Annotated in this window: 17 protein-coding genes; 9 read left to right on the top strand and 8 right to left on the bottom strand. The window is 68.9% G+C overall.

Annotated elements, in window-relative coordinates; all coding sequences use genetic code 11:
* Positions 1-178: 178 nt before the first annotated feature.
* The 6 genes from fliE (at position 179) to FPJ27_RS34905 (ending at position 4,385) form a co-directional block, all read left to right on the top strand.
* Positions 179-523 carry a flagellar hook-basal body complex protein FliE gene (gene fliE / locus FPJ27_RS34930; RefSeq protein ID WP_034179305.1) on the top strand — a complete coding sequence of 115 codons (345 nt, stop codon included), beginning with the start codon at positions 179-181 and terminating at the stop codon, positions 521-523.
* Between the two features lie 287 nt (positions 524-810).
* Entirely contained in the window at positions 811-1,245 is a 435-nt protein-coding gene (gene fliS / locus FPJ27_RS34925; protein WP_034179304.1) for a flagellar export chaperone FliS, read from the top strand.
* A complete protein-coding gene (locus tag FPJ27_RS34920; RefSeq protein WP_072437572.1) occupies positions 1,242-1,574 on the top strand; it encodes a flagellar protein FliT in 333 nt (110 codons plus the stop codon). The genes fliS and FPJ27_RS34920 overlap by 4 nt, the downstream gene beginning before the upstream one ends.
* A gap of 137 nt (positions 1,575-1,711) precedes the next feature.
* Complete coding sequence (locus tag FPJ27_RS34915) at positions 1,712-3,067, top strand: flagellar hook-length control protein FliK (RefSeq protein ID WP_204424990.1); 1,356 nt, start codon at positions 1,712-1,714, stop codon at positions 3,065-3,067.
* Positions 3,064-3,381: an EscU/YscU/HrcU family type III secretion system export apparatus switch protein gene (locus FPJ27_RS34910; protein ID WP_034179301.1), complete on the top strand. Its 318-nt coding sequence runs from the start codon at positions 3,064-3,066 to the stop codon at positions 3,379-3,381. The genes FPJ27_RS34915 and FPJ27_RS34910 overlap by 4 nt, the downstream gene beginning before the upstream one ends.
* A gap of 269 nt (positions 3,382-3,650) precedes the next feature.
* Complete coding sequence (locus FPJ27_RS34905) at positions 3,651-4,385, top strand: PepSY-associated TM helix domain-containing protein (RefSeq protein WP_072437570.1); 735 nt, start codon at positions 3,651-3,653, stop codon at positions 4,383-4,385.
* A gap of 59 nt (positions 4,386-4,444) precedes the next feature.
* On the opposite strand, the gene FPJ27_RS34900 is transcribed toward FPJ27_RS34905, so the two are convergent.
* The 8 genes from FPJ27_RS34900 to FPJ27_RS34860 form a co-directional block, all read right to left on the bottom strand.
* Positions 4,445-5,470: an XdhC family protein gene (locus FPJ27_RS34900; RefSeq protein ID WP_034179299.1), complete on the bottom strand. Its 1,026-nt coding sequence runs from the start codon at positions 5,468-5,470 to the stop codon at positions 4,445-4,447.
* A gap of 287 nt (positions 5,471-5,757) precedes the next feature.
* On the bottom strand, positions 5,758-7,164 hold the full coding sequence (locus FPJ27_RS34895) for an amino acid permease (protein ID WP_072437569.1): 1,407 nt from the start codon (positions 7,162-7,164) through the stop codon (positions 5,758-5,760).
* A gap of 225 nt (positions 7,165-7,389) precedes the next feature.
* A complete protein-coding gene (gene rqpR, locus FPJ27_RS34890; RefSeq protein WP_072437568.1) occupies positions 7,390-8,046 on the bottom strand; it encodes a response regulator transcription factor RqpR in 657 nt (218 codons plus the stop codon).
* Between the two features lie 7 nt (positions 8,047-8,053).
* Complete coding sequence (gene rqpS / locus FPJ27_RS34885) at positions 8,054-8,869, bottom strand: quorum system sensor histidine kinase RqpS (RefSeq protein WP_204424988.1); 816 nt, start codon at positions 8,867-8,869, stop codon at positions 8,054-8,056.
* 416 nt (positions 8,870-9,285) lie between these two features.
* Positions 9,286-10,056: a ferredoxin--NADP reductase gene (locus tag FPJ27_RS34880; protein WP_034179295.1), complete on the bottom strand. Its 771-nt coding sequence runs from the start codon at positions 10,054-10,056 to the stop codon at positions 9,286-9,288.
* Between the two features lie 342 nt (positions 10,057-10,398).
* Positions 10,399-11,214, bottom strand: a complete 816-nt coding sequence (locus FPJ27_RS34870) for an endonuclease/exonuclease/phosphatase family protein (RefSeq protein WP_072437566.1) — start codon at positions 11,212-11,214, stop codon at positions 10,399-10,401.
* Positions 11,215-11,219: 5 nt separating this feature from the next.
* A complete protein-coding gene (locus FPJ27_RS34865) occupies positions 11,220-11,708 on the bottom strand; it encodes a hypothetical protein (protein ID WP_204424980.1) in 489 nt (162 codons plus the stop codon).
* 146 nt (positions 11,709-11,854) lie between these two features.
* Positions 11,855-12,574 carry a nitroreductase gene (locus tag FPJ27_RS34860; RefSeq protein WP_204424978.1) on the bottom strand — a complete coding sequence of 240 codons (720 nt, stop codon included), beginning with the start codon at positions 12,572-12,574 and terminating at the stop codon, positions 11,855-11,857.
* Positions 12,575-12,803: 229 nt separating this feature from the next.
* Here FPJ27_RS34860 and FPJ27_RS34855 point away from each other — a divergent pair, with 229 nt between their 5' ends.
* The 3 genes from FPJ27_RS34855 to FPJ27_RS34845 all read left to right on the top strand — a co-directional run bounded on the left by FPJ27_RS34855 (position 12,804) and on the right by FPJ27_RS34845 (position 15,491).
* On the top strand, positions 12,804-13,784 hold the full coding sequence (locus FPJ27_RS34855) for an AAA family ATPase (RefSeq protein WP_034179292.1): 981 nt from the start codon (positions 12,804-12,806) through the stop codon (positions 13,782-13,784).
* 145 nt (positions 13,785-13,929) lie between these two features.
* The gene (locus FPJ27_RS34850) at positions 13,930-15,039 is read left to right on the top strand and encodes an NAD(P)/FAD-dependent oxidoreductase (RefSeq protein WP_204424976.1); all 1,110 of its coding nucleotides are present in this window, start codon (positions 13,930-13,932) and stop codon (positions 15,037-15,039) included.
* A gap of 140 nt (positions 15,040-15,179) precedes the next feature.
* The gene (locus tag FPJ27_RS34845) at positions 15,180-15,491 is read left to right on the top strand and encodes a high-potential iron-sulfur protein (protein WP_048248305.1); all 312 of its coding nucleotides are present in this window, start codon (positions 15,180-15,182) and stop codon (positions 15,489-15,491) included.
* Positions 15,492-15,658: the final 167 nt, after the last annotated feature.

The raw sequence follows: 15,658 nt of genomic DNA, 5'->3' as shown, positions 1-15,658 counted from the left end.
TCGTGATCCGGGCCGTACTCCGATCGACCGAAAAGAGCGGGGTTTCCCCCGTACTTTCTCGGCTTTGCCGCGCGGCGCGCTGCTATCCTTTTTCGCGATCCGGCATGGTGCGCGTGGTGCGGCGCCGACGGAAACGCCCGGTGCGTCCGGGTCTTTTCTCTTATGGTCTGGGGACAGCATGACTGCGAACGTCAGCGGAATCGGTTCGGTGTTGCAACAGATGCAGTCGATGGCCGCGCAGGCGTCGGGCGGCGTCGCGAGCCCGACGGCGGCGCTTGCCGGCTCGGGCGCGGCGACGGCCGGCACGTTCGCGAGCGCGATGAAGGCGTCGCTCGACAAGATCAGCGGCGACCAGCAGCACGCGCTCGGCGAGGCGCAGGCGTTCGAGGTCGGCGCGCCGAACGTGTCGCTGAACGACGTGATGGTCGACATGCAGAAAGCGAACGTCGGCTTCCAGTTCGGGCTTCAGGTTCGCAACAAGTTGGTGAGCGCTTACAACGACATCATGCAGATGTCGGTGTGACGGGACGGCCATCCGGGGGCGGGCATCCGGGGGCGGCCATCCGGCGACGGGCATCTGGGGACGGCCGTCCGGCGACGGGCATCCGGGGACGGCCATCCGAGGATGGGCATCCCGGCGACGGCCCTCCGCCCTTGCCGGACGGGGCCGGCGGGCCGGCATCCCGCGCCCGGCGGCGGCCCCGCGCGCCTAAAGCTTTTCAATTCCCTTCCGATAACTCCGGAGAAGGCCGCGTCGTGCGATGCACGGCGGCGGCTCCCGTATAGCCAAGGCATGACAAGGAGATGCGCATGTTTTCCCCAGGACACGCTGGAGCCAGTGCATACGCGCGTGTCGGCGTCGAGACAGGGGTGATGGGCGCCTCCCCGCACCGGCTGATCGCGATGCTGTACCAGGGCGCGCGGCAGGCGATCGCGCTGGCGCGCATGCATCTGCAGCAGGGCAACGTGTCCGCGCGCGGCGAAGCGATCGGCAAGGCGATCCGGATCGTCGAGAGCGGCCTGCAGGCGTCGCTGAACCGCGACGCGGGCGGCGAGATCGCGGGCCGGCTCGACGCGCTGTATGCGTATATCGGCCGGCGCCTGCTGGAAGCGAACGCACAGGCAAGCGACGCGATGCTGGTCGAGGTCGACGGGCTGCTCGCAACGCTCGAGGAAGCATGGACGGGCATCGCCCCGGAAGTCGCGCGGATGGCCGCGCAACAGGCAGTGGAAGCAGCACGATGAATCTCAAGGCCGAATACTTCGAACGTTACGAGGCGCTCGCAGCCGTGTCGGGCCGGATGCTGTGCGCCGCGCGCGACGCGGACTGGGCCGCGTTGCCGGGGTTGCAGGCCGAATTCATGCAGCTCGTCGACGGGCTGAAGGAAGCCGATCCGGGCGTCGCGCTCGACGAATCGGATCTCGGCCGCAAGCTGGACCTGATTCGCCGCATCCTGGCCGACGACGCCGCGATCCGCGATCTCGCGAGCCCGGACGTCGCGCGGCTGTCCGCGCTGTTCGAGGCGCGGCGCTCGACCAAGGTATTGACCGATCTCTACCGCGCGCGCGGGTAGGGCCCGCTTTTCGGGGAGACGGGCGCGCGGCGCTCATGCCCGTTACCGCACGCGGCACGCGCGCCGTTCCCGCGGGCGGCACCGGCGTGCCGCTCCCGGATTCGCAACGATGTGGCTGAGGTGAGCAGGCTCCGATCATGACCGGTATCGATTCCGTTGCGGCCGCGCTGCTGGCGAGCCGCCTCGACAGCCTGCTGACCGGCACCGTGTCGGCGCCCGCCGGCGGCGGCGCGACCTCGCAGGTCGGCACGCCGGGCACCGGCGCGTCGTCCTCGCCTCCGGCAGGCGGCCCGCCCGCCGCGCCGCAAGCCTCCACGCAGACCGCGCTGTCCGACGTCGGGCGCGTGCTCGACGCGATCTCGCGCGCGGGCGGCGACGCGACGCCCGCGATCGCCGGGCGCGCACCGCTGCTGGCCGATCCCGCCGTGCTGCTGACCGATACAGCCGTACCGGCGCGTGCGCCGGCCGCGTCCGATCCGGCGGTGTCTTCCACGCCTTCTTCCGCTGCGGCGTCGTCCGCCGCGGCGGCGCGCGAAACGGCTGCGCCGCTGCCGGTCGCGGCGTTGCGTGCGGCGCTCGCCCAAGCCGTGAGCGAGAGCGGCCTCTTCTACGAATCCCATCTGGCGCAGTGGCTGGCCGGCCAGCGTCCGCTCGCGGCGCTGATGCGCGAGCCGCAGGCGCGCCTGACGGCCGCGCTTGCGCCGGCCGCCCCGGATGCCGCGCAGCCCGGCTCGACCGACGTGCTCGACGAGCTGCTCGCGCAGCGCCCGCCGCTGCCGGCGACCGCGCGGGCGACTGCGCAGGCGGGCGCACCGGCCCAGGGCGGCGCACCCGCTCGCGACTCCGCGCAGGCGTTGCCGGCGGCCGCCCGGCAGGGCGCGTCGTTGCCGCCCGATACCGCCGATCCGCTCGGCGCGCACGCCGACCCGCGCTGGACGCCGGCGCGTGCCGGGCTGGCCGCCGCGTCGTCCGACCCGCAGGCGCAGCCGCTCGCTCCCGTGCACCCGGCCGCCGTGCCGCTCGTCAGGCAACAGCTCGACGCGCTCGCGACCGACCAGTTCCGCTGGACCGGCGAGGCGTGGCCCGGCGCGCGGCTCGACTGGACGATCGAACCCGACGATCCGGGCAGCCGCGCACCGCGCGGCGGCGACGACGCGGGCGACGGCATTGCATGGCGCACGCGCCTGACGCTGACGTTGCCGTCGCTCGGTACGGTCGACGCGGAGCTGGTGCTGAACGGCGCGCAGCTCGTCGCGCGGCTGCGTGCGAACCAGACGGGCGCCGACCGCCTCACGCGGCATGAGGCCGCGTTGCGGCAGCGGCTCGAGGGATCGGGGCTGCGGGTGGGCGGGCTGTCGATCCGCGCGGTCGACGACGGGCCGGACGGCTTCGACCTGTTTGCAGCACAGGCGGCGGCCGCCGCGTATGCGCGCGGTGCGGCCGGCGGGCCGGACACGCGCGTACCGGGCGACAACGACGAGGTGCCGCAATGAGCATGTCGTCCCGCAAGCGCGCGGCCGCGCTCGTCTACGACCCGAAAGGCGGCGATGCGGCGCCGCGCGTGGTCGCGAAGGGCTACGGCGTGCTCGCGGAGATGATCGTCGCGCGCGCGCACGATGCGGGGCTGTATGTGCATACCGCGCCGGAGATGGTGTCGCTGCTGATGCAGGTCGACCTCGACGACCGGATTCCGCCGCAGCTCTACCAGGCCGTCGCGGACCTGCTCGCGTGGCTGTACGCGCTCGATCGCACCGAACCCGGGCCGGACGCCGCTGCGCCGCGCTTTCCGCTGCCGCCGCTGCGCTGAACGGCGCGCCATCGCGCCGCTTCTTGCGAAACGCTGTCTCGGCCTTGCGGGGTTATTCTGCCGGCATCTGTCGCCTATCGAGCGATATTTCGATGCAACATGCGCGCTTCGTCGGCATTTTTTCGCTCGTCGAGCACGCCGTTGCGTAGCCGGGCCGATTGAGCCGGAATTCGATTTATGTAATGATATCCATTCTCATTTTCATGTTGCCCGGGCGGCGCGCGATCTCTGCGCGCCGCCCGTTGTTTTGAACGAATGGATACTTTCGCGTGAACGCGCCCGAAACGATCGACTCTCCCAAGGCGGGTATGCCGCGCGCGGGCGTCACCGTGCTGCATCCGGCGGCCCGCCCGCTGACCGACGACGAACTGGCCGCGCGCCGCCAGCGCTCGCGTCGCGCGACCTTCATCAAGTGGCTGCGCAAGGTGCACGGCTGGGTCGGGCTGTGGGGCGCGGTGCTCGGGCTGCTGTTCGGCGTGACGGGCGTGGTGCTGAACCACCGCGCGCCGCCGCTGAAGATTTCGACCGGCGAGCCGCAGGTCGAGCAGATGCAGATCGCGCTGCCCGATCCGGTGCCGAAGACGCCCGCCGCGATGACGAAATGGCTGCAGCAGGAACTGCATTTCGACGGCCGGCCCGGCCGCATCCGCAAGGATCCCGCGCAAGCCGTCGCATGGGGCGACCAGCGCGTGATGCAGCCCGAGCACTGGCAGTTCGGCCTGTACGGCCCGCACCGGAACCTGCAGGCCGAATACTGGGTCGGCAATGGCTACGTGTCGGTGAAGCGCACGGACAACACGTTCCTGACGACGCTGAACAACCTGCATCGCGGCGTCGGGATGAACCTCGGCTGGGTGCTGCTGATGGATACGATCGCGGGCTCGCTGATCCTGCTGTCGCTGACGGGCGTGCTGCTGTGGACCGAGCTGAACAAGCGCCGCACGGTCGGCGTCGTGCTGGTGGTGGGTTCGGTCGCCGCGGCGCTCGCGGCCGGCCTGACCTGATCGGCACGAGCCGCTTCGTCCGCGCATCCGGCGCGGCCGAAGCGGCTCGCCAGTGTGGATCAGAGGCCGCAGGCCGCGCCGCTGTTCGCCGCGATTTCTCGCGCGGCCTTTGCGCCCTCGACCTGCAGGATCGTCGGCAGCGACACGTTGTTCTTCGCGGCGGTGATCTCGGCGAGGATCGAGATCGCGATTTCCGGCGGCGTCCGGCTGCCGATGTAGATGCCGGCCGGCCCGTGCAGCCGGCCCAGTTCCGCTTCGTTCAGGTCGAACTCGCGCAGCCGCTCGCGCCGCGCCGCGTTGTTGCGCCGCGAGCCGAGCGCACCCACGTAGAACGCGGGCGTCTTCAGCGCCTCCATCAGCGCGAGATCGTCGAGCTTCGGATCGTGCGTGAGCGCGATCACGGCCGAACGCGCATCGAGTTTCATGTCGAGCACCGTATCGTCGGGCATCGTGCGCACGACGCGCGTGCCCGGCACGTCCCACGCATCCGTGTATTCCTCGCGCGGATCGCACACCGTCACCTGGTAGTCGAGCCCGACCGCGATCTGGCACAGATAGCGCGACAACTGGCCCGCGCCGATCACGAGCATCCGGTAGCGCGGCCCGTGGATCGTCACGAGCCGTTCGCCGTCGAACGCGAGCCCGTCGGCCGCCTGCGCGGGCGACAGCGACGCGCGGCCGGTCGCGAGCGTCATCGTGCGCGTGACGAGGCGGCCGGCCTCGACTTCAGCGCACAGTGCGGCAATCCCGCTGTCGCGCGTGAGCGGCTCGAGCACGAGCTGGATCGTGCCGCCGCACGGCAGCCCGAAGCGGTGCGCTTCCTCGGCCGTCACGCCGTACTTGAGCGCTTCCGGGCGCGCGTCGGCCGCGATCCCGCTTGCGTGCACGCGGGCGATCAGGTCGTCCTCGATGCAGCCGCCGGACACGGAGCCGACCACGAGCCCGTCCTCGCGCACCGCGAGCATCGCGCCTTCGGGGCGCGGCGACGAGCCCCACGTCTTCACGACCGTCACGAGCAGCACGCGGCGCCCTTCTTCGAGCCAGCGCGCGCTGGATTTCAGTACATCGAGATCGACGCTTTCCATCATCTTTTTCCTGTTGCCGGGCAGCCCGCCGGTCCGGGCCGTCGTTCGATGGCGGGATTATGAACCGCCCGGCGTGCGCGTGCAGGCAGCGTGCGATTCATGCGGGCAAATCCGGAGGATCGGGCAAGAGATCGCGACGATCGGACACGATCGCGCGCGGGAACGGCGCGGCGGCGCGTGTCCGGCGGCGGCTGATTCGGCGGGGAAGGGGCGTGCCGCACGAGGCCGGTTACGGCCCGGCGCGGTGTCGCACCGCTGCGCGCGGCGTGCGCGCGCAGCGGCGGAGGTCAGTGCGCGTCGTGGTGACCGTGCGCGAGCTTCGAGTGGTGACGCGAGTACAGGAAGTAGATCACGAGGCCGATCGCGAGCCAGATGCCGAACGCGGCCCACGTGACGGGCTGCAGGTTCAGCATCAGGAACAGGCACGATGCGACCGCGAGGATCGGCACCACGGGCACGCCCGGGCAGCGGAACGCGCGCGGCAGGTCGGGGTGCGTGCGGCGCAGCACGAGCACCGCGATCGACACCATCGAGAACGCCGCGAGCGTGCCGATGTTGATCAGCTCGGCGAGCACGTTGAGCGGCACGAGCGCGGCGATCAGCCCGAAGAACAGGCCGACGAGCCAGGTCGTCAGGAACGGCGTCGCGTAGCGCGGATGCACGCGCGACAGCGTCGCCGGCAGCAGCCCGTCGCGCGACATCGCGAAGATCACGCGGGTCTGGCCGTAGCTCATCACGAGGATCACGGTCAGCATGCCGAGCACGGCGCCGAGATCGATGAAGCCCGCGACCCAGTTCTCGCCGGCGGCCTGCAGCGCGTACGAGATCGGGTGCGAGATGTTCGCGTACTGCGCTGACGGCACGATGCCGGTCGCGACCGCGGCGACCGTCACGTACAGCACCGCGCACACCGCGAGCGACGCGATGATGCCGATCGGCAGGTCGCGTTTCGGGTTCTTCACTTCCTCGGCCGCCGACGACACCGCGTCGAAGCCGATGAACGCGAAGAACATCACGGCAGCAGCGCCGAACACGCCGTTCCAGCCGTGCGGCATGAACGGCTTCCAGTTCGCGGGCGTCACGTGGAACAGGCCGACCGCGATCACGAGCAGCACGACCGACACCTTGATGAACACCATGATGTTGTTGATGCGGGTCGACTCGCGGATGCCGATCGACAGCAGCGTCGTGATCACGAGCATCACGAGGAACGCGGGCAGGTTGAACCACGTGACGACGCCCGGCACCGCGCCGGGTGCCGCCGTCAGCACGGTCGGCAGCGACAGCCCGAAGCCCTGCAGCAGCGACTGCAGGTAGCCCGACCAGCCGACCGACACGGCCGATGCCGCGAGGCCGTACTCGAGCATCAGGTCCCAGCCGATGATCCATGCGGCGAGTTCGCCGAGCGTCGCGTACGAATACGTGTAGATCGAGCCGGCGACGGGGATCGTCGACGCGAATTCCGCGTACGACAGCGCCGCGAGGCCGCATGCGATCGCGGCGATCACGAACGACAGCATCAGTGCCGGGCCGGCCTGCACGGCGCCGGTGCCGGTCAGCACGAAGATGCCGGTGCCGATGATCGCGCCGATGCCGAGGAAGGTGAGGTCGATCGCGCCGAGCGCTTTCTTGAGCCCGGCGGCGTGCGCGCCGGCGATCATGCGATCGACGTTTTTCTTGCGGAAGAGGGACATTGCGGATGAGTTGCCAGCGCGCGCGAGCGCGGCGGCGCTGACTGAGTGAAAACCGGCAATTTTAGCCGATTTGGCGGACAAGGCCCGCTGCGGCGCAGCGGCGCGCCGCGGAATCGCCCGATAAAACAAGCGCTTGCGCTTGATGCGGGCGGCGGTTGAGCGCGACGCGGCGTGCGCCGCGCCGTTGCATCGTACGAATCCGATGTATCGGGCGAATCCGTTGAATCAGGCGCCGGCCGTGGGCGCCATGTCGACGAGCCGGTTGCTCATCACGTAGAACGTGAGCTCCGCGTTGTTCGACAGCCGCATCTTCTCGAGCAGCCGCGACCGGTACACGCTCACCGTCTTCACGGACAGCGACAGCGTGTTCGCGATGTCGGTGAGCCGCTTGCCCGACGCGAGCATGCAGAGCGTCTGGTATTCGCGGTCGGACAGCTTCTCGTGCGGCAGCGGCTCGTTCTCGAACGACACGTATTCGGCGAGCGCCTCGGCCATCGCGGGGCTCACGTACTTGCGGCCGGCCGCGACCTGCTGGATCGCGCCGATCATCTGCGCGGCGTTGACCGTCTTCGACAGGTAGCCGGCGGCGCCGGCCTTCAGCGCGCGCACCGCGTACTGATCCTCGCGGTACATCGAGAACATCAGCACCGGCGTGCGCGACAGCTTGCGCTTGAGGCGCTTGAGCACCTCGATGCCGTTCGTGTCCGGCAGCGAGATGTCGAGCAGGATCACGTCGAATTCCTGCCGGTCGACGGCCGCCATCGCGTCGCCGCCGGTCTCGGCCTCGGTGACGTCGCGCGCGATGCCGCGGTCGATCAGCAACTGGCGGACCCCTTGCCGGACGATCGCGTGATCGTCCACGAGCAGGATGTTCAGGCTCATGACGACCTCACGAACGCGACGCGCGGCGTGCCGCGACGGGCATCGCGAGCAGCGAATCCCACGCGAAGCGCGCGGTGACGCGCGTGCCGTGGCCGGTTTCCGGCGTGGCCGTGTCGAAGCTGCCGCCGAACGCTTCGCAGCGTGCGCGCATGCCGGCGAGGCCGTAGCCGGTGCGGCGGCGTCGGGCGAAACCGGTGCCATCGTCGGCGACGATCAGCGACAGATGCGTGCCGTCGGTGACGATCCGCACGTCGACCGACGTCGCCCGTGCGTGCTTCGCGACGTTCGACAGCGCTTCCTGCGCGACGCGGAACACCGCAAGCGCGCCGGCGCCGGCGATCTGCGTCAGGCGCGCGTCGGCCGCGCATACGAAGCTGGTGCGCAGGCCGGTGCGCGTCGCATGGCTGTCGACCCACGACGACAGCGCGCCGACCATGCCTGCGTCGAGCGCCGGCGTGTCGCGTTCGTCGATCAGCCGGCGATTCGCGTCGGTCGCGGCGTCGAGCGCCTGCTGGGCGAGCTCCAGCGCGCGCACGCAGCCGTCCGGCGCATCGGCCGGCAGCCACGTTTGAACGTTTGCCAGCGCGAAACGCGCGGCGGTGAGTTCGGCGCCGAGCCCGTCATGCAGCTCGCCGGCCAGATGGCGGCGCGCGGCTTCGTCGGCGGCAAGCAGCTGGGCGGACAGCGCCGCGATGCGCGTGGCGCACGCGTCGCGTATCGACGCGGCTTCGGCAATGGGCGGAGTAGCGGCGCAGCCCTGTACGAGCTGCCGCGACGGGAACGGGGCGTGGGCGCCTGAGGGCGCGTTAAGCAACGTATCCATGACTCTCCCTGCTGTCAGAAAGCGGTTCAGACACCGGCTGGCTGCGTGGAACGGTTGCCGTTTCGATCACGGTCGCCGTCAGGGAATCGCCCCATGCCGAGGTAACAAAAGTTACATTTTGTAACGATTGCATCCGACCCTTCAACCCCTGTCCGAACGGCAACCACGCGCGCCGAATAATATCTCAAAAATTCCGAAAAGGTCATGTCGGGCGGACATTTCAGGGTAAATGTGAATAATCGGAATGAAGCTGTTGTAGGAAAAACACTGACACCCAAGCACCGGGCGATGACGTATCCAAATGTAACTATTTGAGATGAGATGGTCCCAGTTTGTTACGAATTCGCCAAGTGGGGACGAAAAAAAACCGGAGCCTTTGCTCCGGTTTTTTGATGCGGCACAAATTTCGGGGCGGATCAGTCCACGAATGCGCGCTCGATCACGTAGTGGCCCGGTGCGCTGTTCTTGCCTTCGACGAGGCCGGCCTGCTTCAGCAGGTCGGTCGTGTCCTTCAGCATCGCGGTGCTGCCGCACAGCATCACGCGGTCGTTTTCCGGCGAGAACGGCGGGACGTCGAGATCCGTGAACAGCTTGCCCGTCGCGATCAGGTCGGTGATCCGGCCTTCGTTGTCGAACGCTTCGCGCGTGACCGTCGGGTAGTAGACGAGCTTTTCCTTGATGATGTCGCCCAGGTACTCGTGGCCCGGCAGGTCGTGCTTGATGTAGTCCATGTACGCGAGCTCGCCCTTCAGGCGGCACGTGTGCGTGAGGATCACCTTGTCGAAGCGGTCGTAGATGTCCGGATCGCGGATGATCGACATGAACGGCGCGAGGCCCGTGCCCGTCGACAGCATCCACAGCGTCTTGCCCGGCAGCAGGTTGTCGGCGACCAGCGTGCCCGTCGGTTTCTTGCCGATCAGCACCGTGTCGCCCACCTTCAGGTGCTGCAGGCGCGACGTCAGCGGGCCGTTCTGCACCTTGATGCTGAAGAATTCGAGGTGCTCTTCGTAGTTCGGGCTGACGATCGAGTAGGCACGCGCGAGCGGCTTGCCGTCGACCTCGAGGCCGACCATCGTGAATTCGCCGTTGTTGAAGCGCAGGCTCGCCTCACGGGTGCAGGTGAAGCTGAAAAGCGTGTCGGTCCAGTGGTGGACGGATTGGACGGTGGCGGTGTCGTATTTGCTCATGGCTTTGAAAACGGACGCGCGTGGCGAACGCGTGTAACGGGCCCAAAAACGGGCAAAAAAACCGAGTGCGACGGCCCGATCGCGGATCGGCCGGCCGGCGCGTCGGACACGCGCCTTCTCGATGACAGACGATTGACGAACTGGTTATTTTACCCTGTTGGCGCTGATCGCGGGCTTGACCCGCGTGGCTGCGCGGATTTGGCGCAACGAATTCTTTCAATTAACTTTCGTCGATCGGCCGCGAATTTCGCGTCGAGGCCGACGAGCGCCACGCCGCACGGCGCGTCGAGCGGGCGCCGCACGCGCCGGTAGCCGCGCTTGCGGCGGATGGCGCTCGGGTCGTTATTGCGGATCGAGGCGCAGGCGCGCGATGTACGGCAGGTGGTCCGACAGCCACGCGGCCTCGCCGGACGGCGCGCGCCATTCGAGCGGCGTCAGGCCGCGCACGAACATCTTGTCGAGCGCGAGCGCCGGCGAGAACGCGGGGAACGTGCGGCCCGATTCGCCGAGCAGCGTCGCGACCTCGGACATCCCGATCTCGCCGAACAGCGCGACCGAATCGTTGCGCCAGTCGTTGAAGTCGCCAGCGAGCATCAGCGGGCCGTCGCCCGCGTTGCGCACGATCCAGTGCGCGATCCAGTGCATCTGGCGCAGCCGCGCGGCGCGCGTGAGCGCGAGGTGCGCGCACAGCAGCGTGACCGGGCGCGCACCCGCGAGCGTCGCGCGCGCGACGAGCAGCCCGCGCCGTTCGAAGCGGTGCGCGGAGATGTCCCAGCGGCCGCCGAGATCGAGCGGATGCGGCGACAGGATCGCGTTGCCGTGCCGCCACGACGGCTTGAACACGTTCGGCCCGAGCGCGATCTGCCAGTCGAGCGCATGCGCGATCTCGGTGGCCTGGCAGTGCCACACGTCGTCGACCGCGTCGTCCATCGGCGCGCCGAAGCCGGGTGCGAGCATGGGGCGCGGCATGCGGCGCGCCATCGCTTCCTGCAGGAAATACACGTCGGCGTGCGTCGACTGCATCCAGTTGCGCATCGCATTCCACGCGGTGAAGCCGAGCGGCGAGCGGCCCTTGTGCAGGTTCCAACTGACCGCGGTGATTTCGTCGGGTGCGGCGTGCGGTTCGGCGAACGGCAGGGACAGGGCGTCGGCGGACATGACGCTCAGTCCTTCGCGACGTGCGCGCGCACGCGGTACACGAGGTGGGGATGCTGCTCGACGAGCGTCCAGTCGGTCCATGCGTCGCTGCCGACCGACAGGCCGGGGTGGCTTGCGACGATCTGCCGCGACGACGCGGGTACGCACGGATCGCCGCGCGTCGCGTTTTCGTCGTCGAGCGTTTCCTGCACGTCGAGCGCGAGCGACACCGTGTTCGCGCCGGTGTCGACGGTGAGCGGCGCGACCGTCACCGAGCGCGAGCGCTCGGTCGGCACGACGCGCGCGGCATTGCCGCAGCCGACCGGCACGGCGGACGGATAACGGTGGGTATCGGTGCGGGTCTGACCCACGGTGGTGCGCTGCTGGAACGTGTCGATCGTCTGACCGTCGCGCACTACCTGGATCTCCCATGCGACGGAGGCCGGTGCGGGGCTCTGCGCATGGGCGGCGAGCGCGACGCTCGCGAGCAGGACGGCCAGGCCGTGTTTCAGCATGAAACGTCTCCGGAAACGCGGGATAGCGGGGAACGGACGCACATCTTACGCCCGATCGATTTCGATCGTGATGTGACAGGACGCACCGCGACAGGTTCGCCGCGCAATACGGTCCTGTCCGAAAGGTAGGTGCGCGTCATGCATTTTCAAGCGAAAAAGCGCGCGAATTCGGCGACGGGCGCGCGCTCGGTGACGAGGCGGTTCTCGATCGCGTCGGGGTCCGCATGGCCGAGCGACATGCCGCAGACGAATTGTTCGTTGGCGGGAATGCCGAGATGTTCGGCGACGATCCGGTGAAACGGCACGAACGCGGCTTGCGGGCAGGTATCGAGCCCGCGTGCGCGCGCGGCCGTCATCACGCCTTGCAGGAACATCCCGCAATCGAGCCACGCGCCGTACGTCATCACGCGATCGAGCGTGAAGAACAACGCGACCGGCGCATCGAAGAAGCGGAAATTGCGCGCGTGCTGCGCGTGCATGCGCGCCTTCTCGTCGCGGCCGATGTTCAACAGCCCGTACAGGTCCCAGCCGACCTTGCGGCGCCGGTCGAGATACGGCGACACCCATTCGCGCGGGTAGTAGTCGTACTCGGCGACGTATTTCTCGTCGCGCGCGGGATCGTCGTGGGCCGCGGTCAGCGCGGCGGCGAGCGCATCGCGCGTGGCGCCCGTCGCGACGTACACGCGCCACGGCTGGATGTTGGTGCCAGACGGCGCGCGGCTCGCGGCTTCGAGGATCGCCTCGAGCGTGTCGCGCGGCACGGGCGTCGGCAGGAACGCACGGATCGCGCGGCGCGACGTCAGCGCCGCGTCGACGGCGCCGATCGTATCGGCATCGATGCGCGGGGAAGCGGTGGGGGCGGACATCGGCATACCTTCGGGACGGGGCGCGACGCGCCGCGCGGGCGCCGTCGGCGAAGCCTTGAGGCGGGTGGGTGAACCGACGATCATACGCCGCGCCGCGCAGCCGTGCAGCGCGCGCCGGGTGTTAGCAGCAGACTCGTTCGGCTGCTTGCTTGCGCGCGGATACGGGCCCGCTACACTGAAATCGTAAGGGTCTGATGGTTGTGCGACAGCAAGCGGCAGCGAGGTTGGTATGACGACGGCGATGGTGAAACAGGAACTGGCGGTGGCGTCCTTCAGCACGGTGTACGACCTCGAGCAGGTCGAGACGGCGCTGAGCGACCTGAACGAGAGCGCGAGCGACGCATTGCGCGCCACCTACGAAAGGATGCTCAAGACGGGGAATCTGCGCTTTTGCGTGAAGCCGAACCGGATGCCGTCGTTCGACGCGCTCGGCGACGCGTTGCCCAATTTCACCGAGCCGCTCGACGACGTGCGCAAGCAGGTCGCGCTGTGCCTCGAAACGGACGACCGGCTCGAGCTGATGCCGATCCTGCTGCTCGGGCCGCCCGGCATCGGCAAGACGCATTTCGCGAAGGCGCTCGCGCAACTGCTCGGCACCGCGTACCACTACGTGCCGATGAGTTCGCTGACGGCCGGCTGGATCCTGTCGGGCGCGTCGTCGCAATGGAAGAACGCGAAGCCCGGCAAGGTGTTCGATGCGCTCGTGAACGGCAGCTACGCGAATCCGGTGATCGCGGTCGACGAGATCGACAAGGCCGGCAGCGATGCGCAATACGATCCGCTCGGCGCGCTGTATGCGTTGCTCGAGCACGACACCGCGCGTGCGTTCGTCGACGAATTCGCGGAAGTGCCGATCGATGCGGGCAACGTGATCTGGGTCGCGACCGCGAACGAAGCGCAGGCCATTCCGGAGCCGCTGCTCAACCGGATGAACGTGTACGAGATCGCGCCGCCCGATGCGGCCGGTGCGCGCCGGATCGCGCAGACGATCTACGACGAGATCCGCACGTCGCACGCATGGGGGCGGCGCTTCCCCGACACGCTCGGCGACGACGCGCTCGACGTGCTGGCCGCGACGCCGCCGCGCACGATGCGCCGCGCGCTGCTGCATGCATTCGGCGCCGCGCGGCTCGACGGCCGCGATGCAATCGGCCCGCACGACATCCGTGCCGACGAGGGCGCCGCGAAGCGCAGGCCGATCGGCTTCTGAACGGGCGGCGCGCACGGCTGCGGCGTGTGCGCGCCGAGTCGTGCGCGGTGTCGTCGCGACGCGGCATACATGCTTTCGGCAGGCTTGCGAACCGGGACGTACAATTCTCTTCTCTCCCCTCGACGCGTTAGCAGCGCGAAACGTCATGGAGCAGATAGATTGTGTAGTGATCGGCGCGGGCGTCGTCGGCCTTGCGATTGCACGCGAACTGGCCGCGCGCGGGCGGGAAACACTCGTGCTCGAGGCCGCCGACGCGATCGGCACGGGCACGAGTTCGCGCAACAGCGAAGTGATCCACGCGGGGCTCTACTATCCGCGCGGTTCGCTGAAGGCGATGTCGTGCGTGCGCGGCCGCGATCTGCTGTACGAATTCTGCGACACGCATCACGTGCCGTACCGGCGCGCGGGCAAGCTGCTGGTCGCGACGAGCGTCGCGCAGGTGAAGCAGTTGAAGGCGATCGCCGCGCGCGCCGCCGAAAACGGCGTGCTCGACCTGCTGCCGCTCACGCGCGCCGAGGCGCAGACGCTCGAGCCCGCGCTCGAATGCGTGGAAGCGCTGTTCTCGCCGTCCACCGGCATCGTCGACAGCCACCAGCTGATGCTCGCGCTGCTCGGCGCCGCGGAACGCGACGGCGCCGTGTGCGCGCTGAAATCCCCGGTCGAGTCGATCGACGTGCTGCGCGGCGGGCGCTTCGTCGTGCGCACGGGCGGCGACACGCCCGCCGAGATCGAGGCCGCCTGCGTGATCAACAGCGCGGGCCTCGGTGCGCAGGCGCTCGCACGCCGCACGCGCGGCCTCGACCCGCACTGGGTGCCGCCGCTCTATCTCGCGCGCGGCAATTATTTCAGCCTGTCGGGCCGTGCGCCGTTCTCGCATCTCGTGTACCCGATGCCCGACCGCGCGGGGCTCGGCGTGCACCTGACGTTCGACCTTGCCGGGCAGGCACGCTTCGGGCCGGACGTCGAATGGGTCGATGCGCTGCGCTACGAAGTCGATCCGGCGCGCGCCCCCGCGTTCTACACGTCGATCCGAGCGTTCTGGCCGGGCCTGCCCGACGGTGCGCTGCAGCCGGCATACGCGGGTATCCGGCCGAAGGTCGCGGGGCCCGGCGAGCCGCCGGCCGACTTCATCGTGCAGGGCGCCGCGCAGCACGGCGTGCGCGGGCTCGTGAACCTGTTCGGCATCGAGTCGCCGGGGCTCACCGCGTCGCTCGCGCTCGCGCAGCGTGTCGGCGACATGGCCGCATACGGTTGACGCAAGCGCGCACGCGTGGGCCGTGTGAAATCCCTTATCTCCGGCATTTCGGCGCGCACATTTATTCGCTTGAGCGTTATTCTGTCGAACGGCTGTCGCCAGAACAGCTTTCAAACCGATAACGTTGGAGCGAGTCCCCCATGAAAACATCCCGTCGGAGTTTCCTGATTACGAGCGTTGGCGTCGTGTCTGCGCTGGCGCTGTCGCGTGAAGCGCTGGCCGATGCGCCGATGCTGTCGGAAACCGATCCGACCGCGGTGGCGCTCGGCTACAAGGCCGATGCCACGAAGGTCGACAAGACGAAGTACCCGAAATACGCAGCGGGCCAGGATTGCGCGGCCTGCATGCTGTACCAGGGCAAGAAGGGCTCGGCTTCGGGCCCGTGCGGCGCGTTCCCCGGCAAGCAGGTGTCGGCGAAGGGCTGGTGCAGCGCGTTCTCGAAGATGGGTTGAGGTCCGTGCGGCATCGTGCGATGCCGCAATGTGGCGAAAACCGCAAAACGCCCGCCGTCGAAAGACGGCGGGCGTTTTTATTGCTTGAAAACGGTTCCGTCGCTTTCTACACTCGCTGCAAACCAGCGCGCCGCGGCACACTGCGCCGCGCCACCCGACACGGCGAA

Source organism: Burkholderia sp. MS455, assembly GCF_016899445.1.
Lineage (GTDB): Bacteria > Pseudomonadota > Gammaproteobacteria > Burkholderiales > Burkholderiaceae > Burkholderia > Burkholderia pyrrocinia_C.
The sequence above is the reverse complement of the archived record's forward strand: the minus strand, read 5'-3'. Positions and strand labels throughout refer to the sequence as shown.

Coding starts and splice junctions, on each gene's coding strand:
- FPJ27_RS34855 (WP_034179292.1), top strand. CDS start 12,804: ATGACGACGGCGATGGTGAAACAGGAACTGGCGGTGGCGTCCTTCAGC.
- FPJ27_RS34895 (WP_072437569.1), bottom strand. CDS start 7,164: ATGTCCCTCTTCCGCAAGAAAAACGTCGATCGCATGATCGCCGGCGCG.
- FPJ27_RS34860 (WP_204424978.1), bottom strand. CDS start 12,574: ATGTCCGCCCCCACCGCTTCCCCGCGCATCGATGCCGATACGATCGGC.
- FPJ27_RS34910 (WP_034179301.1), top strand. CDS start 3,064: ATGAGCATGTCGTCCCGCAAGCGCGCGGCCGCGCTCGTCTACGACCCG.
- fliE (WP_034179305.1), top strand. CDS start 179: ATGACTGCGAACGTCAGCGGAATCGGTTCGGTGTTGCAACAGATGCAG.
- FPJ27_RS34845 (WP_048248305.1), top strand. CDS start 15,180: ATGAAAACATCCCGTCGGAGTTTCCTGATTACGAGCGTTGGCGTCGTG.
- FPJ27_RS34920 (WP_072437572.1), top strand. CDS start 1,242: ATGAATCTCAAGGCCGAATACTTCGAACGTTACGAGGCGCTCGCAGCC.
- FPJ27_RS34915 (WP_204424990.1), top strand. CDS start 1,712: ATGACCGGTATCGATTCCGTTGCGGCCGCGCTGCTGGCGAGCCGCCTC.
- rqpS (WP_204424988.1), bottom strand. CDS start 8,869: ATGGATACGTTGCTTAACGCGCCCTCAGGCGCCCACGCCCCGTTCCCG.
- rqpR (WP_072437568.1), bottom strand. CDS start 8,046: ATGAGCCTGAACATCCTGCTCGTGGACGATCACGCGATCGTCCGGCAA.
- FPJ27_RS34900 (WP_034179299.1), bottom strand. CDS start 5,470: ATGGAAAGCGTCGATCTCGATGTACTGAAATCCAGCGCGCGCTGGCTC.
- FPJ27_RS34850 (WP_204424976.1), top strand. CDS start 13,930: ATGGAGCAGATAGATTGTGTAGTGATCGGCGCGGGCGTCGTCGGCCTT.
- FPJ27_RS34865 (WP_204424980.1), bottom strand. CDS start 11,708: ATGCTGAAACACGGCCTGGCCGTCCTGCTCGCGAGCGTCGCGCTCGCC.
- FPJ27_RS34870 (WP_072437566.1), bottom strand. CDS start 11,214: ATGTCCGCCGACGCCCTGTCCCTGCCGTTCGCCGAACCGCACGCCGCA.
- fliS (WP_034179304.1), top strand. CDS start 811: ATGTTTTCCCCAGGACACGCTGGAGCCAGTGCATACGCGCGTGTCGGC.
- FPJ27_RS34880 (WP_034179295.1), bottom strand. CDS start 10,056: ATGAGCAAATACGACACCGCCACCGTCCAATCCGTCCACCACTGGACC.